At 66.0% G+C, this 16,808-nt stretch carries 18 protein-coding genes; 2 read left to right on the forward strand and 16 right to left on the reverse strand.

Going from position 1 to position 16,808, the window contains the following annotated elements; translation table 11 throughout:
* Positions 1-62: 62 nt before the first annotated feature.
* The 5 genes from lpxK to HG421_RS08810 are packed head-to-tail and all read right to left on the reverse strand — an operon-like array spanning position 63 to position 6,409.
* Positions 63-1,100 (reverse strand): tetraacyldisaccharide 4'-kinase, encoded by a 1,038-nt coding sequence (lpxK, locus tag HG421_RS08790; RefSeq protein ID WP_169706070.1) that lies wholly within the window; start codon positions 1,098-1,100, stop codon positions 63-65.
* Entirely contained in the window at positions 1,097-2,866 is a 1,770-nt protein-coding gene (msbA, locus tag HG421_RS08795; protein WP_169706071.1) for a lipid A export permease/ATP-binding protein MsbA, read from the reverse strand. Before msbA ends, lpxK begins: the two co-directional genes overlap by 4 nt.
* Entirely contained in the window at positions 2,863-3,318 is a 456-nt protein-coding gene (locus HG421_RS08800; protein WP_169706072.1) for an ExbD/TolR family protein, read from the reverse strand. The genes msbA and HG421_RS08800 overlap by 4 nt, the downstream gene beginning before the upstream one ends.
* Positions 3,319-3,321: 3 nt before the next feature.
* Complete coding sequence (locus tag HG421_RS08805) at positions 3,322-3,984, reverse strand: MotA/TolQ/ExbB proton channel family protein (protein WP_169706073.1); 663 nt, start codon at positions 3,982-3,984, stop codon at positions 3,322-3,324.
* A gap of 28 nt (positions 3,985-4,012) precedes the next feature.
* A complete protein-coding gene (locus HG421_RS08810; RefSeq protein ID WP_169706074.1) occupies positions 4,013-6,409 on the reverse strand; it encodes a DNA internalization-related competence protein ComEC/Rec2 in 2,397 nt (798 codons plus the stop codon).
* 415 nt (positions 6,410-6,824) lie between these two features.
* On the opposite strand from HG421_RS08810, the gene HG421_RS08815 reads away from it, so the two are divergent.
* Positions 6,825-7,889, forward strand: a complete 1,065-nt coding sequence (locus tag HG421_RS08815; protein WP_169706075.1) for an SDR family oxidoreductase — start codon at positions 6,825-6,827, stop codon at positions 7,887-7,889.
* An 86-nt stretch (positions 7,890-7,975) separates the two neighbouring features.
* Here HG421_RS08815 and lolD read toward each other — a convergent pair whose 3' ends face one another.
* The 10 genes from lolD to HG421_RS21530 form a co-directional block, all read right to left on the reverse strand.
* Positions 7,976-8,731 carry a lipoprotein-releasing ABC transporter ATP-binding protein LolD gene (lolD, locus tag HG421_RS08820; protein ID WP_425533303.1) on the reverse strand — a complete coding sequence of 252 codons (756 nt, stop codon included), beginning with the start codon at positions 8,729-8,731 and terminating at the stop codon, positions 7,976-7,978.
* Entirely contained in the window at positions 8,724-9,965 is a 1,242-nt protein-coding gene (locus HG421_RS08825; RefSeq protein WP_169706077.1) for a lipoprotein-releasing ABC transporter permease subunit, read from the reverse strand. The genes lolD and HG421_RS08825 overlap by 8 nt, the downstream gene beginning before the upstream one ends.
* 23 nt (positions 9,966-9,988) lie before the next feature.
* Positions 9,989-10,441: a protein YgfX gene (locus tag HG421_RS08830; RefSeq protein WP_169706078.1), complete on the reverse strand. Its 453-nt coding sequence runs from the start codon at positions 10,439-10,441 to the stop codon at positions 9,989-9,991.
* On the reverse strand, positions 10,392-10,640 hold the full coding sequence (locus tag HG421_RS08835) for a succinate dehydrogenase assembly factor 2 (RefSeq protein ID WP_014507842.1): 249 nt from the start codon (positions 10,638-10,640) through the stop codon (positions 10,392-10,394). The genes HG421_RS08830 and HG421_RS08835 overlap by 50 nt, the downstream gene beginning before the upstream one ends.
* Before the next feature lie 111 nt (positions 10,641-10,751).
* Complete coding sequence (locus HG421_RS08840; RefSeq protein WP_169706079.1) at positions 10,752-11,534, reverse strand: succinate dehydrogenase iron-sulfur subunit; 783 nt, start codon at positions 11,532-11,534, stop codon at positions 10,752-10,754.
* A gap of 16 nt (positions 11,535-11,550) precedes the next feature.
* A complete protein-coding gene (locus HG421_RS08845; protein ID WP_168968106.1) occupies positions 11,551-11,751 on the reverse strand; it encodes a hypothetical protein in 201 nt (66 codons plus the stop codon).
* A 12-nt stretch (positions 11,752-11,763) separates the two neighbouring features.
* Positions 11,764-13,554, reverse strand: a complete 1,791-nt coding sequence (gene sdhA / locus HG421_RS08850) for a succinate dehydrogenase flavoprotein subunit (RefSeq protein ID WP_169706080.1) — start codon at positions 13,552-13,554, stop codon at positions 11,764-11,766.
* 30 nt (positions 13,555-13,584) lie between these two features.
* Positions 13,585-13,971, reverse strand: coding sequence for a succinate dehydrogenase, hydrophobic membrane anchor protein (gene sdhD, locus HG421_RS08855; protein WP_104587051.1), 387 nt, complete (start codon positions 13,969-13,971; stop codon positions 13,585-13,587).
* Entirely contained in the window at positions 13,968-14,363 is a 396-nt protein-coding gene (gene sdhC, locus HG421_RS08860; RefSeq protein ID WP_169706081.1) for a succinate dehydrogenase, cytochrome b556 subunit, read from the reverse strand. Before sdhC ends, sdhD begins: the two co-directional genes overlap by 4 nt.
* A gap of 56 nt (positions 14,364-14,419) precedes the next feature.
* Complete coding sequence (locus HG421_RS21530) at positions 14,420-14,728, reverse strand: DUF1674 domain-containing protein (RefSeq protein ID WP_343204227.1); 309 nt, start codon at positions 14,726-14,728, stop codon at positions 14,420-14,422.
* Here HG421_RS21530 and HG421_RS08870 point away from each other — a divergent pair.
* Positions 14,630-15,502: a YgfZ/GcvT domain-containing protein gene (locus tag HG421_RS08870; RefSeq protein ID WP_169706082.1), complete on the forward strand. Its 873-nt coding sequence runs from the start codon at positions 14,630-14,632 to the stop codon at positions 15,500-15,502. The genes HG421_RS21530 and HG421_RS08870 overlap by 99 nt on opposite strands.
* Positions 15,503-15,667: 165 nt before the next feature.
* On the opposite strand, the gene HG421_RS08875 is transcribed toward HG421_RS08870, so the two are convergent.
* Positions 15,668-16,762: an ABC transporter ATP-binding protein gene (locus HG421_RS08875; protein WP_169706083.1), complete on the reverse strand. Its 1,095-nt coding sequence runs from the start codon at positions 16,760-16,762 to the stop codon at positions 15,668-15,670.
* Between the last annotated feature and the right edge of the window lie 46 nt (positions 16,763-16,808).

The following is a 16,808-nucleotide window of genomic DNA, read 5'->3' on the forward strand; positions in this document are numbered from 1 at the left end:
CCAGGGTGCCGTATGCCGCGACACATGGAAGCGGCGGGGCCCGGCGTGATGCCAGGCGCCTGTCAGTCGCCACCGCGACTGGCGAGCCGGTCCAGGCGGTCCAGCAGGCTCACCCAGAACGCGGCCGGCAGCTCGGCCTTCAGCGGCACGCTGTACAGCCACTCGTCGGCGAACGGCCGGCATTTCACCGCGTCCTTTTCGGTCATCAACACCGGCAGGCGACTACCGAAACTGAAGTCCGCTGCCGTGTAGACATGGTGGTCGGGGAATGCATGCGGAACGACCCCGATGCCGCGCGCGCGCAGCATGGCGAAAAAACGTTCCGGATTGGCGATACCGGCAACCGCATGCACACGTTGCCCGGCCAGCATGCTCAACGGCTGTGCCCGCTTGCCATCCATCGGCTGTACGCTGTCGATGCTCAGCCGCATCTGCCATTCGCCGAAACCGGCATCGGCCGGCGCCTGCGGCGCGGCAGTAGCGCTGGCCTGGCCGAGATTGATCACGCGGAAGTCGCACTCCTGCGCGCGGGCAGCCGGTTCGCGCAGCGGCCCGGCAGGCAGCAGGCGGCCATTGCCGTAGCGGCGCTGGCCATCGACCACTTCGATTTCCACGTCGCGGGCCAGCCGGTAGTGCTGCAGCCCATCGTCGCACACGATGATGTCGCAACCGGCTTCGACCAGGGCGCGTGCGGCCGCCACACGGTTGCCGTCCACGCGCACGCGCGCACCGGTCTTCCAGGCAATCAACACAGGCTCATCGCCGCCCAGTGCCACCGGCGTGTCCGCATCGACCCAGCGGGCGGTGCCGGCGTCGTCGCGGCCATAGCCACGGCTGGCGACGCCGGGGGTCCAGCCGGCTTCCTGCAGCTTGGACACCAGCGCGATGGTCAGCGGCGTCTTGCCGGTGCCGCCCGCAGTGACGTTGCCAACCACGATCACCGGCACCGGTACGCCATGCCGCTTGCGCCAGCCGCGACGATACAGGCCGCGCCGTACTGCAATCGCGGCGCCGTAGATCGGCGCCAACAGGCGTGCCGGCAGCGGAATCGGAGTGGTGTCGTACCAATAGCCCGGCGTGCGGGCGCCACGCTTGCTCATGCCTGACGTTCGCGAAACTGCATGCCGTGCAGATGCGAATACAACCCGCCCTGCGCCAGCAATTCGGTGTGGGTGCCGCGCTCGACGATGCGGCCCTGGTCCATCACCAGGACCTGATCGGCGTGCTCGATGGTGGACAGGCGGTGTGCGATCACCAGCGTGGTGCGGTCGGGCATCAGCTTGTGCAGGGCGTCCTGCACCAGCCGCTCCGATTCGTTGTCCAGCGCGGCGGTGGCCTCGTCCAGGATCAGGATCGGCGCGTCCTTGAGCATCGCGCGTGCGATGGCCAGCCGCTGGCGCTGGCCGCCGGACAAGCGCCCACCCTTGGCGCCGACATGCGACTGCAGGCCCTCAGGCAACTGCGCGACGAATTCCATGGCGTTGGCACCGAGGATGGCGCGCTCCAGTTGCCCGGCATCGGCATTGCGCATTTCGCCGTAGGCGACATTGTCGGCAATGCTGCCGTCGAACAGCATCACCTGCTGGCCGACCAGCGCGATCTGGCGACGCAGGTCGGCCAGCGAATAGGCCTGCACCGGATGCCCGTCGAGCAGGATCTGCCCGGACTCGGCCTCGTAGAACCGCGGGATCAGCTTTATAAGGCTGGACTTGCCGCTGCCGGAACGGCCAACGATCGCGGTAACAGTGCCGGGCTGGGCGACGAAACTGACATCGGCCAGGGCCGGGTTCACCTGCTCCGGATAGCGCGCGGTCACGCCGCGAAATTCGATCAGGCCCTTGGCACGCGTCAACGGCAACGTGCCCTGGTCCTGCTCGTCCGGGCTGTCGAGCACCGAAAACAGCCGCTCGGCCGAGGCCAGGCCGCGCTGCACCATGTTCTGCACATTGGTGAGTTGCTTCAGGCCCGGGATGATTGTCAGCATCGAGGTCATCAACACCACGAAGTCGCCCGCGGTCAGGCGCCCGGCCAGGGCTTGCGCACCGGCCACGAACAGCAGCGCCGACAGGCCGATCGCGCCGATCATCTGCACGGTGGCGGTGGAAATGCCGCGCGTGGATTCGACCTTCATCGCCAGGCGCAGGTTGCGGTCGGCCAGCGCGCCGTAACGCTCCATCTCGGTCTGCTGGGCACCGTAGATCTTGACCTCCTGGTGACTGGACAGGGTCTGGTCGGCCGCCTGCAGCAAGTGCGCGCCGCTCTCCTGGATGTTGTGGCTGATGCGCCGATAGCGCCGCGCCACCTTGTCCATCACCCAGGCCAGCACCGGCGCCAGCACCACGATGGTGAGCGTGACCTGCCAGCTATGCCATAGCATCAGCGCCAACGCGCCGATCACCTGCAGCGACTGCTGGATCATCACCTTGACCGCGTCCACCGCCGCCTGCGCGACTTGATCCGAATCCGAGCCCAGCCGGATCAGCATCGAAGGCACCGGCTCCGAATCGAAGCGCGAACCCGGCAGACGCAGATACTTGGACATCACCTTGACGCGCAGATCGCGCGCGATGCTGCGCGCGGACTTGCCCATCGCCATATCGGTGATGTAGCCGGCAACGCCACGCACCACGAACAGCAGGATGATCTGCACCGGCAGCCAGCGACTGATTTCGGCATTCTTGTAGATGAAGGTTTCGTCGGTGATCGGCTTCATCAACGCCAGGAAACCGGTGGTGCCTGCCGCTTCGATCAACGCGGCGATCAACGCGGCGAGCAGCAGCAGCCGATACGGTTTTGCGAACGCCAACAGGCGACGGTACGTGCGCCAGGACGAGACTGGCGCCGGGCGGTCGTTGGGGGTGGTCACTGGCGGGTTCCGTTCTTGCTGGTGTTGCCGCCGCTGCCGGTCTGCGGCGCGGTGGCGATGGCGATGCGCCGGAAGCCGAGCTGGCCCAGCGCGTCCTGCGCAGTGACCACGGCCTGGTACGGCGTGCGCGCATCGGCGCGCATCAGCACCGTCTGCTCGCGGTCATCGCCGGCAAGCTGGGCGATGGTCTGCTTCAAAGACTCGACATCCGAGCGCAGCACTTCCTGATCGTTGATGAAGTAGTGCCCGTCGGCGTTGACCAACACGCTGAGCGAGCGCGGCGGCGCGCTGGTGTTCTGGTCGCTGGCGGTCGGCAACTGCAGTTGCAGCGTGGAACGTGCGTCGAAGGTCGTGGTCACCACGAAGAAGATGATGAGGACGAGGATGACGTCAATCAATGGCACCAGGTCGATATGCGGCTCGTCCTGGTTTCGGTCGCTGCCGATGCGCATCTGTCAGCCCTTTGCCGTGGCAGGCGTGGTGCCCGCCGCTGCTGGCGCTGCGGAGGGCGCAACCACGCGCCCGTCCATGATATCCAGCAACAGCGTTGCCTCCTGCTCCATCTCGATGATGTAGCCGGCGATGCGCCCCTTGAAGAACCGGTGCGCCATCAGCGCCGGCACCGCGATGATCATGCCCGTGGCGGTGCACACCAGCGCCTTGCCGATGCCGCCGGCCAGCTGATTCACATCGCCCACGCCGTGGTCGAGGATGCCCAGGAACATCTGGATCATGCCGACCACGGTGCCCAGCAGGCCCAGCAATGGTCCGGCCGAGGCGATCGTGCCCAGCGCGTTCAGATACCGCTCCATGCGATGCACCACATGGCGCCCCGTGTCCTCGATGCGTTCGCGGACCAGATCGCGTGGACGGCCGCGCACATCCAGCGCGGCCGCCAGCAAGGCGCCCAGCGGCGAATTGCGCCGCAGCGACTCGATATGGGTGGGGTCCAGCTTGCCGCGTGCGGCCCAGTTACGCACTTCCTCGCCCAGGCCCGGCGGCGTCACCTCGTTGCGGCGCAGGGTCCACAGACGTTCCAGCACGATCGCCAGCGCGATCACACCCAACAACAGCAATGGCACCATCGGCCAACCGCCCGCCTTGACCAGCTCCAACACGATTCGATTCCTCCGGCAACGCGGCCGCCTATTCGCTGGCCGATAGGATAGCAGCCGACCGCCGCCGTTCCGCAGCATCCCACAGCCGCGGCTGCCAACGCCGCCGCTCGCGCACCTGCAGACCGTCCGCTCCCAGCCAGACCCTGATCGCACCGGACTGGGCAGTATCGAGCACTTCGGCGCCACTGCCCTGCCAACGCTGCACCACCTGCGCGCGCGGGTGCCCGAACCGGTTGCCGTGCCCGGACGACACCAGCGCCAGCCGCGCGCCGCTGGCGGCAATCAAGCCGGCATGCGAGCCATCCGCGCTGCCATGGTGCGGCACGATCACCAACTCCGCCCGCAACAGCGGTGCGTGGTCGCGCAGCAGCCTCTGCTCGACCAGCGCATCGATGTCGCCCGGCAGCAGCGCGCTGGCGTAACGCGTTTCGACCCGCAGCACGCAGCTGGATTGATTGCGCAGGTACGGAAACGCCGGCCCGGGATGCAACACCCGAAAGCGCACGCCATCCCACTCCCACTGCTGACCGGAGTGACAGCGCGTGCTGACATCCAGCGGCGCGCCTGGCGGCGCGGCGGTCATCGCGACCGGCATGCCGGCACGCACCGCCGCGTAGCCGCCGGCGTGATCCGCATCGGCATGGCTGAGCACGATGGCATCCAGCCGGCGCACGCCAAGTGCGTGCAGGGCGGGCAGCACCACGCGCTCGCCGGCATCGAAGCCATCGCGCACCGCCGGGCCGGTATCCACCAATAGCGCGTGGTGCTGGGTACGCACCAGCACAGCCAGACCCTGCCCCACATCCAGCACCTGGATGTCGGCCTCGCCCGCAACGGGCAAGGCACGATCGGGCCACAGTAGCGGCAACCACAGCAGACAGGCCATGGCCTTGCCCGGGGCGCCTCGCGGCAGCAATAGCCAGAACGCGCCCAGCAACGCGCCGATCAGCGCGATGGCATCGGATTCGGGCACCCACCACAACGCCACCGTGGTCTGCCCGAGCCAGACAAAACCGGGCCAGGTCAGTTCGAAACACCAGCCTGCCAGTTGCCATGCCCAGACCCCTGCGCCGGCATGCAGGGCCTCCAGCGCCGTGCCGATCAGGCACAGCGGCACGACCACGAAGGTCCACCAGGGAATGGCAATGAGATTGGCGAGCGGACCCACCAGGGATGCCTGCCCGAACAGGCTGATGGTGAGCGGCAACAAGCCCACGGTGGCGACCGCCTGCGCAGAGAGAAAGCCGCGCACGATGGCGCGGTCGTCCGATGGCAGGCACCACACCAGCCAGGCGACACCGGCAAAACTGAGCCAGAAGCCGGCCACCAGCACGCTCAGCGGATCCCATAGCAGCACCGCCAGCAGGGCCAGCGCGAGCATCTGCGCGGTCGTGGCGCGCCGCCGCGTGACCCGCGCCAATGCCACGACCGCGATCATCAGCACGGTCCGGACGGTGGGCAGCGCCAGCCCCGCGAGCACGGCGTAGGCCGCCGCGCCGAACAATGCTGCCAGCGCGGCGGCATGAACGCGTGGAATCACCGTGCCAAGGCCGGGCCGCCATCGCCATAGGGCTGCGACCGCCAGCGCGAAGAAGCCGGCGACAAGGCCGACATGGAATCCCGAGATCGCGATCAGGTGGCTGAGCCCGGTCGCGCGCAAGGTGGCCCAGGCCGCATCGTCAATACCGCGGGTATCGCCCAATGCCAGCGCACGCAGATACGGCGCAGACGAGCCAGGTACCTGATCGGCGATACGTTGCGACATGCGATCGCGCCAGGCATCCACACCGCGTGGCGCGGCAAGCGGATGGGCGGCACCGGGTTCACGCACATAACCGGTTGCGGCGATGCGCTGCGCCAGCGCCTGGCGTTCGGCATCGAACCCTCCCGGGTTTCGCAGCCCGCGCGGCGCACGCAACTTGAGCCGCAGTTGCCACCGGGCACCGGCCCGCAATGCGGCGCGTGGCCCAACCTGCTGCGCCTCGAAGGCGTCATACCACGCCAGTTGCAGCAACTTGCCGCGCACTGCCGCCGGCTGCGCCTGATCGCGGTCGACACGCAACTGGAAGCGGGTGCGCCGCTGCTCGGCCACGGGCAGCCCGACCACCTGGCCACGGACCGTGAGATCGTGCGTTTCGTCCTCTGGAAGCAACTGCGACTGCAATGCTCGACCCGCATGCCAACCGGTCAGCGCGAAGCCCAGCACCACGGTTGCAAGCATCAGCATCCAAATCGCTGCGCGCGGACGCCGCCACAAGATCACGATGATGCTCACCAGGCCTGCGATACCAAGGGCTGCATAGATCGCCGACGACAGCACGGCCGGTGACCACGCGCAGCCAATCACGCCCAGCAGCAAGGCCGCAGCAATGGGGACGGCCGATGCAGGCGGGGCCGGTGTCACCGTAGGTGCCGAGACATCCATGCCACTCCGCCATCCTGATCGTCCTGAATCCACGCCCTCAGGCTAGACCACGCTGGCTAGCGCCCATAGCGGTGATTTGCCCGCCACATGGTAGGAAGAAGACGGGTTCGCGGTGGCGGATCTTCGTCATCCCGAGCGCTCCCACTAACCGACACAGACGCCTGGCATCTGGACACGCAAGTGGTGTCGTCGTCGAAGTGCGCCTTGATCGGCAACCGCAACACATCGGACTCCGACACGACGCTCCACCGGCTCGCCACGCTCGACGGACTGGCGATCGCACTACCGATCCGCGCAGTCCGGATGCTGCCACCGGCATCGCCGCCGCCGGCTTGAGCCAGCTCACCGACGCTATTCGCCTCGATTTCATGAGTCAGGCGCTATGGTCGCGGCTGTTATCGAGGAGTTTCCCCACATGCGTAAGGGCATTGCATTGATTGTCGGCGTGACCGGCATTTCCGGTTACAACCTCGCCAACGTGCTGGTGGCCGATGGCTGGACCGTCTACGGCCTGGCACGTCGGCCGCTGCCGCAGGACGGTGTCATCCCGGTCGCTGCCGATCTGCTGGACGCCGAAGGCACCCGCACCGCGTTGCAGGGCTTGCCGATCACCCACGTATTCTTTTGCACCTGGACGCGGCGCGACACCGAGCGCGAAAATGTCCAGGCCAATGGCGCGATGATGCGCAACCTGTGCCAGGCCCTGAGCCATGCCCCGTTGCAGCATATGGCCTTGGTCACCGGCACCAAGCACTATCTGGGTGCATTCGAAAATTACGGCAGCGGCAAGGCGGAAACGCCGTTTCGTGAAAGCGAGCCACGCCAGCCGGGCGAGAATTTCTACTACACGCTAGAGGACCTGCTGTTCGCGAACGCCGAGCGCCATGGCTTTGGGTGGAGCGTGCATCGCTCGCACACCATGATCGGCATGGCCAACGGCAGCAATGCGATGAACATGGGCGTGACGCTGGCGGTCTATGCATCGCTGTGCAAGCACACTGGTCAGCCGTTCGTGTTTCCGGGCTCGCAGGCGCAATGGAACAGCCTCACCGACCTCACCGATGCCGGCCTGCTCGGCCGACAGCTGGCCTGGGCCGGACTCAGCCCTGCAGCGCGCAATCAGGCCTTCAACACCGTCAACGGCGATGTGTTTCGCTGGCGCTGGATGTGGGAGCAGATTGCGCAGTTCTTCGAACTCGATGCAGCGCCCTGCCCCGACACGCCACAGCCATTGGAAGCACGCCTGACCGACTCCGCGCCCGCATTATGGGCCGAGCTGGCCGCCACACATGGCCTGGTGGAAGCGGACGTCAATCGGCTGGCCTCGTGGTGGCACACCGATGCGGACCTGGGCCGCGAGATCGAGTGCGTCAACGACATGACCAAGAGCCGCGAACTGGGCTTCGTGGATTTCTACGACAGCCGTGCCTCGTTCTTGGAACTGTTCACCCGGCTACGGGCGCTGCGCATCATTCCGTGATCGTGGCTTGAGTATCAGCGCGGGTCTTCAATGGCCTGCGGTTGTTTCTTGCGCCGCCATCGGAACACCGACGGCGGCGCAAGCATTCACACCGCCGAAGGCGCCAGTTCGCGCAACTTGCCCTGATGCAGCTCCAGCACGCGATCCAGGCGGCGCGCCAGACCGCGGTCGTGGGTCACCAGCACCAGGCTGGTGCGCTGGGCGCGATTGAGTTCCAGCATCAGCTCGAACACCGTGCCGGCGGTCTTGTCGTCGAGGTTGCCGGTGGGCTCATCGCCCAGCACGCAGCCGGGGCGGTTGACCAGGGCACGTGCCACCGCGCAGCGCTGACGCTCGCCACCGGACAGCTCGCTGGGCTTGTGCTCGATGCGATGGCCCAAGCCGACCGATTCAAGCAGTTGCAGCGCCTGTGTGCGCGCCACCGCCAGCTCCTGGCCCGACAGCAGTACCGGCATCATCACGTTTTCCAACGCGCTGAATTCCGGCAGCAGGTGATGGAATTGGTATACGAAGCCCAGCGCCTGGTTGCGCAGCTTGCCGCGCTGGCCGTCGGACAGTGCGGACATGCGCTGGCCTGCGACGTAGACCTCGCCGGAGGTCGGGATATCCAGCCCGCCCAGCAGATGCAGCAAGGTGCTCTTGCCCGCACCGGAAGCACCAACAATGGCCACGGTTTCGCCGGTCGCCACCGACAGATCCAGGCCGTCGAAGACCGGCGTGCGCATCTTGCCTTCGGCGTAGGTCTTGGCCAACGCCTCGGCGCGAATCACCAGATCGGATTGTTGGGGCTTTTGCATTCCCGATTCCCGATTCGCGAATCCCGATTCCCGGATCTCATTCATACCGCAGCGCCTCCGCCGGTTGGGTCCGCGAGGCACGCCACGCTGGGTACAGGGTCGCCAGGAAACTCATGACCAACGCGACCACGGTGATGATCACCACGTCCTGCGTCTGCATGTCGGTCGGCAGGCCGGTGATGTAATAGACATCTTCCGGCAGCAGTTTCACGCTGAAAACCGCTTCGATCACGCCCAGGATGCGCTCGAGATTGAGCGTCAGCACGATGCCGCCGATCACCCCCATGATGGTGCCCATGAAGCCGATCAGCGAACCCTGCACCATGAACACCTGCATCACTCCGCCGGGCGACAGGCCCAGCGTACGCAGGATGGCGATATCGGCCTGCTTGTCGGTCACCAGCATCACCTGCGAGGACACCAGGTTGAACGCGCCCATCGCCACGATCAGCGACAGCAGGATGCCCATCACGGTCTTTTCCATCTTCAGCGAGTGATAGAGGTTGGCGTTTTCCTGGGTCCAGTCGCTGACGCGATACGGGCCGTGCAACTTGAGCGCAAGGTCGCGCGCCACGTTCCAGGCCTGGTCCATGTCGTGCAGGCGCAGCCGCACGCCGGTCACGCCGTCCATGCGCAGCACGCGCCCCAGATCCTGCATGTTGACCACCGCCAGGCCGCGGTCGATCTCGTTGTAGCCAGCCTCGAAGATGCCGCTGACGGTGAAGCGCTTGAGCCGCGGCATTGCGCCCAACGGCGTGGCCTGGGTATCGCTGAGCAGCACGACGATACCGTCGCCCACGTCCACGCCCAGCCACAGCGCCAGTTCCTTGCCGATGATGATGTTGTAGGAGCCGGGCGTCAGGCTGTCGACCGACCCTTGCTGCATCTTCTTGGCCAGCACCGACACCTTGGCCTCTTCGAAAGGAATCACGCCGCGCACGATGGCCGGTTGCTTGCGCGGGCCCTGCAGCAGTGACTCGGTCTCGATGTACGGCGCGGCGCCGGCCACACGCGGGTCGGCCATGGCGACCTCGACCGCGTGCTGCCAGTCGCGCATCGGCGCACCTTCGGCACTGACCGTGGCATGTGCGGCCATCTGCAGCAGACGGTCGCGGATTTCCTTCTGGAAGCCGCTCATCACCGCCAGCGTGGTGATCAGCACGGTCACGCCCAGGGCGATGCCCAGGATCGACGCCATCGAGATGAAGGAGATGAAGCCATTGCGCCGCTTGGCACGCAGGTAGCGCAAGCCGATGGCAACCGGGATAGGTTTGAACATGCGGTTCAACCGGGAAAGGGACGCTATGGTGCCACTTGCAGCGCCCGGGACGAAATCGCGCGTGCCTGTGCGGCCAGACGCAGTTCACGTCGCTGCGCTGGCGGCAGCGTATCCGGCCAGAAATGCAGCCGGCTGCGGCGGTTACCGCTGCCCCGCCAGGACACCACCGCAATCGGCCCGCGCCAGCACACCTGCAGGTCCTCCACGCGCTGCCCGTCGACGCTGGCCGCCGCATCGCTCCATGGCACCACCAGCTGACGCAGCGGCGAGCGCAACAGCCGGCGCTGCGAATGCAGGCCCAGCAGCGCGGCATAGCCGGACAACACCAGCGCACCCCAGATCGGCACGCCGCAGCGCCACACCGCGCACTGGGCCAACAGCGCCATCAGCACCAGCGCGCAGGCAAGTGCGCGCGAAGGCCGCCATTCAAGCCGGCATGGCGCGGATATCGGCGATGAGTGCGGCGTTGTCGGCATCCGGGCAGGCCTCGTATCCCATGAACCAGCGCCACAACTTATCGTCTTCGCAATCCAGCAACTGTAGGAAAACCGCGCGCTCTGCCGCAGGCGCTTGCGCCCAGCGTCGGTCCAGATAGCGGCCGAACAATTGATCCAGCTCGCGCATGCCGCGCCGGCAACGCCAGCGCAACTTCTTCAGCAGTGTGTCTTCGTCCATCTCTTTCTCCACCCCGCCCTGCGGCAGGCCGAAAACGACAGCGGCACCTGACCAAAAGGCCGGTGCCGCTGCAAACCACATCCCGCTAGGCGGGACCACACTTCCTTGCGATCAGGCGCGACGCGCCATCATCAGCTTCTTGATCTCGGCGATGGCCAATGCCGGATTCAATCCCTTCGGGCAGGTGCGCGCGCAGTTCATGATGGTGTGGCAGCGATACAGCTTGAACGGGTCTTCCAGGTCGTCCAGGCGCGCACCGGTGTCTTCATCACGCGAGTCGATGATCCAGCGGTAGGCCTGCAACAGGATTGCCGGGCCCAGGTAACGCTCGCCGTTCCACCAGTAGCTCGGGCAGCTGGTCGAGCAGCAGGCGCACAGGATGCACTCGTACAGGCCATCGAGCTTCTTGCGGTCCTCGGGCGACTGCAGGCGCTCACGGTCCGGCGGCGGCGGGGTCTGGGTGCGGATCCACGGCTTGATCGAGGCATACTGCGCATAGAAGTGCGTCAGGTCCGGTACCAGGTCCTTGATCACATCCATGTGCGGCAGCGGATAGATCGGCACCTCGGCCTTGCCGCAGGCCGCAATGGCCTTGGTGCAGGCCAGCGTGTTGGTGCCGTCGATGTTCATCGCGCACGAGCCGCAGATGCCTTCGCGGCAGGAGCGGCGGAAGGTCAGGGTCGGGTCGATCTCGTTCTTGATCTTGATCAGCGCGTCCAACACCATCGGGCCGCACTTGTCCAGATCGATCTCGTAGCTGTCGGTACGCGGATTGGCGTCGCCATCCGGATCCCAACGGTAGATCTTGAAGGTGCGCGTGTTCTTGGCGCCTTGAGCAGGGTAATGCTTGCCCTTGCCGATCTTGGAATTCTTGGGGAGGGTGAACTCTGCCATAGCTGCTCTCGTTGGCTCAGGCGACGCGCGGTGCGAGCGAAAACCGCACCGTGCGCATGAAATTGGAAACGATGGATGCCACCACCGATACGGTGGCGCAGCCGCCGACATGCTGCCGGCGCCGCGCCTGCGTCAGCCCTGCTCCGCACCGTGCGACCGCAACGTCCGGACGCGCCAGGCGCTGGATCGTTTGGGTGATTGGGGCGGTATCAGGCATCGGCATCGACGATCAGTACACGCGCGGCTTGGGCGGAACCACATCCACGTCCTTGCTCAGCGTGTACATGTGGACCGGGCGATAGTCGAAATCGCACTTGCCCTTGTCGTCCACGGTGACCAGCGTGTGCTTCTGCCAGTTGACGTCGTCGCGCTCGGGGAAGTCCTCGTGCGCATGCGCGCCGCGGCTTTCCTTGCGCTGCTCGGCCGAGTTGATCGTCGCCACTGCGTTGAGCAGCAGGTTGTTCAACTCGTAGGTTTCGATCAGGTCCGAATTCCACACCAGCGAACGGTCCGATACCTTGACGTCTTCGAAGGTGGCGAAGATCTGCGCCATCTTGTCCACGCCTTCCTTCAGCGTCTTGCTGGTACGGAACACCGCAGCGTCCGACTGCATGGTGCGCTGCATGTTGTCGCGGATCACCGACGTCGGCGTGGAGCCGTTGGCATGGCGCAACTTGTCCAGCAGGCCCAGTGCCTTGTCGCAGGCATCGGACGGCAGCGGCTTGTGCGGCTGGTTGGTCTTGATGGTTTCCGCGCAACGGTTGGCCACCGCGCGACCGAACACCACCAGGTCCAGCAGCGAATTGGAGCCCAGGCGGTTGGCACCATGCACCGACACGCAGGCCGCTTCGCCGATGGCGTACAGGCCGGGCACCACCGCATCCGGGTTGTCGCCCTGCTTGCGCACCACTTCGCCGTGGTAGTTGGTAGGAATGCCACCCATGTTGTAGTGCACGGTCGGCAGCACCGGAATCGGCTGCTTGGCCACGTCCACGCCGGCGAAGATGTGCGCGCTCTCGGCGATGCCGGGCAGCTTGTCGTTGATCACTTCCGGGCCGAGGTGGGTCAGGTCGAGCAGGATGTGGTCCTTGTGCTCGCCGACGCCGCGGCCTTCGCGGATCTCGATGGTCATCGAACGCGACACCACGTCGCGCGAAGCCAGGTCCTTGTAGTGCGGTGCATAGCGCTCCATGAAGCGCTCGCCGTTGCTATTGCGCAGGATGCCGCCTTCGCCACGCACGCCTTCGGTGATCAGGCAGCCCGCACCGTAGATGCCGGTGGGATGGAACTGCACGAACTCCATGTCCTGCATCGGCAGGCCGGCACGCATGACCAGACCGCCGCCGTCGCCGGTGCAGGTATGCGCGGAGGTGGCGCTGAAGTAGGCGCGGCCGTAACCGCCGGTGGCCAGCACCACGCCGTGGGCGCGGAACAGGTGCAGCGAGCCTTCGGCCATGTCCAGCGCAAGCACGCCGCGGCAGACACCCTCTTCGTCGAAGATCAGGTCGAGCGCGAAATACTCGATCATGAAACGCGCGTTGTGCGCCAGCGACTGCTGGTACAGCGTATGCAGCATGGCGTGGCCGGTACGGTCGGCCGCGGCGCAGGTGCGCTGCGCCGACGGGCCCTCGCCGTACTTGGTGGTCATGCCGCCGAACGGGCGCTGGTAGATCTTGCCCTCTTCGGTGCGCGAGAACGGCACGCCGTAGTGTTCGAGTTCGATGATGGCCGGGATCGCTTCGCGGCACATGTACTCGATGGCGTCCTGGTCGCCCAACCAGTCCGACCCCTTGATGGTGTCGTAGAAGTGGTAGCGCCAGTCGTCCTCGCCCATATTGCCGAGCGCGGCGGAGATACCGCCCTGGGCGGCCACGGTGTGCGAACGGGTCGGGAAGACCTTGGTCAGGCAGACCGTCTGCAGGCCTTTCTGGGCCAGGCCGAAGGTCGCGCGCAGGCCGGCACCGCCGGCTCCCACCACGACCATGTCGTACTTGTGTTCAGTGATCTTGTAAGCGGACATCGAATTATGGATTCCTGTTGTGTCGCTGGCTCAGGCGATGCCCAGCGCGATACGCGCCACGGCAAACACACTGACGATGGCCCCGAGCACGGCAACGAAGCGCACGAGGGTCTGCGCCGCGAGGGCAAGCAGCGAGTTGTGCACGTAATCTTCCAGCACGACCTGCATACCAAGCTGGGCATGCCAGAACGAGGCGATCAGGAAACCGACCAGCAGAATCGCATTCCAGGGCTTGGCGACCGCAGCGCTGGCGGCAGCATGATCGGCGCCGATCAGACTGAGCACGAAGATCAGAAACCAGATCGACAGCGGCACCAGCGCGGTTGCGGTCAGGCGCTGAATCACGAAGTGCTCGGTGCCGGTCTTGGCTGCGCCCAGCCCACGCACGTTCTTCAACGGAGTACGGTAGCGGTTCATACGGCACCTCCAGCCAGCAGCACATAGGCCCAGATGGCAGCAGTCAGCAGCAGACTCAGGATCACCGAAAGCCAGCCCAGGGTGACGAATGCGCGTACCGCGAAGGCTTGGCCGAAGTCCTGCAGGATGTGGCGCAGGCCGCCGAACAGGTGGAATGCGAAGCACCATGTCCAGGCGAACAGAAGGACCTGGCCGTACCAGGCACCAGCATGCTCCCGGAAGCAGTTCCAGTGATCGGGGCCAAGCATCAATGTCAGCAAGGCGGCGGCAATCGCCAGAGCGCCGATGGACAGAACAATGCCGGTGGCTCGATTCAGGATCGAGGTCGCCATCTGTATCTGCCAGCGGTACACCTGGAGATGCGGGGAAAGGGGACGTTCGCGGATCGCCATTCGCTGGGCTCGTTTTCTCGGCTGGGCGGCACTAGGCCGCTGTGGCTAAAAGCTGCTCAAAAATCGATGCAGCGTCCATTTTTCTCCCAGTCGCCATAGCGCGTTGGCTCGGGGCCGTCGCGCCCACCGATCTCTTTGGGCAGTGGCTGCTTCTCGGGAATGTGCTCCTGAGAGGAAGGCTGCGTCTCGGAATCCTGCGATGGCGTGGGGGTTGGATGGCCTATCATAGTGGTCTCACAACATTGCGATTTTAGTCCTCCCCTTCCGTGGCTGACAACCTGAATCTTATTCCGCAGGGTTTTGGCTCCCTGCACGACATGCAATACGTCCGTTTGATCGGGACGGATGCAGTGGCGTTCGCGCATGCGCAATTTGCCAACGACGTACAGGCGCTGGCGATCGGGCAGTGGCAATGGAATGCGTGGTTGACGGCGAAGGGGCGCGTGATCGCCATCTTCGCACTCCTGCGTGAGGACGACACGCACCTGCTGATGCTGCTGCCCGATGGCAACGCGGCCGAGATCACTGCGCAGCTGGGGCGTTTCGTGTTCCGGCGCAAGCTGAAGATCGAAGTTGCCACGCCCGCAGCCTACGCCGGCTTCCAGGCGCCACGGCAGGCGCAAGGCGCGCAGGCGGCCATCACCGCGCAGCAGATCGAACTGGATCTCGGCAGCAGCGCCCTGCCCCGCACGCTGGTGTTGCTGACCGGCGATGCATTGGCTGCGCCTATCGATTTACCCGGCATCGACGCCCAATGGCGACGCGCCGATCTGCAATTGGGCCTGGTGCGCCTGCCGGAGGCACAGCGCGAGCAGTGGACTCCGCAGCAACTGGCGCTCGACCGCCTGCAGGCCTTCAGCGTCAAGAAGGGCTGCTACCCAGGCCAGGAAATCGTGGCGCGCACGCATTTCCTCGGCAAGGCCAAGCGCGCAGTGCAACTGCTCGACACCGACACCGCCGTCGCGCCGGGCGATGCGATCAGCCTGGACGGCGCCGAGGTGGGCACCGTGGTCAGTGCAGCCGGCACCTTGGCCCTGGCCGTGCTGCCGCTGGAACTGGCGGTCGGCGACGGCATGGCACTGAAGGCTGGGGACGCCCCCGCCCGATTGCTGCAGATGACGCCCGGCCTGACCCGCTGAGCCGAGTCGCTGTCACACCTGCTGAGCCCGGACCGCGGTTCTCTGACGGCGACAATGGCAACCGCCCCGGCCGTGCCTGGGTGGCGCAGCCGTCGCTGCCCGCGATGGTGCGAACCGGCCTCGTTCTGCCGCCGGCGCTGAGATGCCGGCAGCGTGAGGCCATTCTCAGGCAGTCGCGTTCGTCAGCCGCTCGCCAGTGGCTGGATCGAAGAAATGCAGCGCATCGCTGCGCAGCGCCAGGCGCAACGGCTCACCGACCGCCGGCAAGGCCTGCGGCGCGACGCGGATCACCAGCGGCTGCCCACCGCGATTCAGGTTGAGGAAGATCTCGTTGCCCACCGGCTCGACGACCTCGACGCGCGCCTCGAAACCCAGCACCGGATCGCTGGACGGCTGCAGATGCTCCGGGCGCACGCCGACGATCACGTCCTGGCCGAACCAGCGGCGATCCACCTGCGCAGCACCCAGCGGTACGCGCCAGCCATCGGCCATCACCAGATGCAGGCCGTCCTGATCATCCAGCCGGCCCTGCAGCACGTTCATTGCCGGGCTGCCCAGGAAACCGGCCACGAACAGGTTGGCCGGGCGGTCGTAAAGCGCCATCGGACTGTCGATCTGCTGGATCACGCCATCCTTGAGCACCACGATGCGCTGGCCCAGCGTCATCGCTTCGACCTGATCGTGGGTGACGTAGATCATCGTGGTGCCAAGCTTGCGATGCAGCTGCGCGATCTCGGTGCGCACGCTGTGGCGCAGCTTGGCGTCCAGGTTCGACAACGGCTCGTCGAGCAGGAACACCGACGATTCGCGCACCATCGCCCGCCCCAGCGCCACGCGCTGGCGCTGGCCGCCGGACATCGCCTTGGGCAGCTTGTCCAGCATCGGGGTCAGCCCGAGCAGCTCGGCAGCAGTGTCGACCCGCTCGGCGATCACCTGCTTGGGATGGCCACGCAGCTTGAGCCCGAAGGCCAGGTTCTCGGCCACGGTCATGTGCGGATACAGCGCATAGCTCTGGAACACCATGGCGATGTCGCGGTCCTTGGGCGCCACGTCGTTGACCACGCGCTCGCCGATCTTCAACGTGCCCGCACTGATGTCCTCGAGCCCGGCAATCATGCGCAGCAAGGTCGACTTGCCGCAGCCCGATGGCCCCACCAGCACCATCAACTCGCCATCGGCGACCTCGAAGCTCGCACCCTGCACTGCCACCTGGCCGTTTTCATAGACCTTGCGGACACCTTCCAACTGCACTTTCGCCATCGTTCGGCCTCAACTGTGTATGCGCCCTGCCTTCGGCCCTCCCGAT

This window comes from Xanthomonas campestris pv. badrii (genome assembly GCF_012848175.1).
GTDB lineage: Bacteria > Pseudomonadota > Gammaproteobacteria > Xanthomonadales > Xanthomonadaceae > Xanthomonas > Xanthomonas campestris_C.

Coding starts and splice junctions, on each gene's coding strand:
- lpxK (WP_169706070.1), bottom strand. CDS start 1,100: ATGAGCAAGCGTGGCGCCCGCACGCCGGGCTATTGGTACGACACCACT.
- HG421_RS08800 (WP_169706072.1), bottom strand. CDS start 3,318: ATGCGCATCGGCAGCGACCGAAACCAGGACGAGCCGCATATCGACCTG.
- HG421_RS08810 (WP_169706074.1), bottom strand. CDS start 6,409: ATGGATGTCTCGGCACCTACGGTGACACCGGCCCCGCCTGCATCGGCC.
- HG421_RS08815 (WP_169706075.1), top strand. CDS start 6,825: ATGCGTAAGGGCATTGCATTGATTGTCGGCGTGACCGGCATTTCCGGT.
- lolD (WP_425533303.1), bottom strand. CDS start 8,731: ATGAATGAGATCCGGGAATCGGGATTCGCGAATCGGGAATCGGGAATG.
- HG421_RS08825 (WP_169706077.1), bottom strand. CDS start 9,965: ATGTTCAAACCTATCCCGGTTGCCATCGGCTTGCGCTACCTGCGTGCC.
- HG421_RS08830 (WP_169706078.1), bottom strand. CDS start 10,441: ATGCCGACAACGCCGCACTCATCGCCGATATCCGCGCCATGCCGGCTT.
- HG421_RS08835 (WP_014507842.1), bottom strand. CDS start 10,640: ATGGACGAAGACACACTGCTGAAGAAGTTGCGCTGGCGTTGCCGGCGC.
- HG421_RS08840 (WP_169706079.1), bottom strand. CDS start 11,534: ATGGCAGAGTTCACCCTCCCCAAGAATTCCAAGATCGGCAAGGGCAAG.
- HG421_RS08845 (WP_168968106.1), bottom strand. CDS start 11,751: ATGCCTGATACCGCCCCAATCACCCAAACGATCCAGCGCCTGGCGCGT.
- sdhA (WP_169706080.1), bottom strand. CDS start 13,554: ATGTCCGCTTACAAGATCACTGAACACAAGTACGACATGGTCGTGGTG.
- sdhD (WP_104587051.1), bottom strand. CDS start 13,971: ATGAACCGCTACCGTACTCCGTTGAAGAACGTGCGTGGGCTGGGCGCA.
- sdhC (WP_169706081.1), bottom strand. CDS start 14,363: ATGGCGATCCGCGAACGTCCCCTTTCCCCGCATCTCCAGGTGTACCGC.
- HG421_RS21530 (WP_343204227.1), bottom strand. CDS start 14,728: ATGCGCGAACGCCACTGCATCCGTCCCGATCAAACGGACGTATTGCAT.
- HG421_RS08875 (WP_169706083.1), bottom strand. CDS start 16,762: ATGGCGAAAGTGCAGTTGGAAGGTGTCCGCAAGGTCTATGAAAACGGC.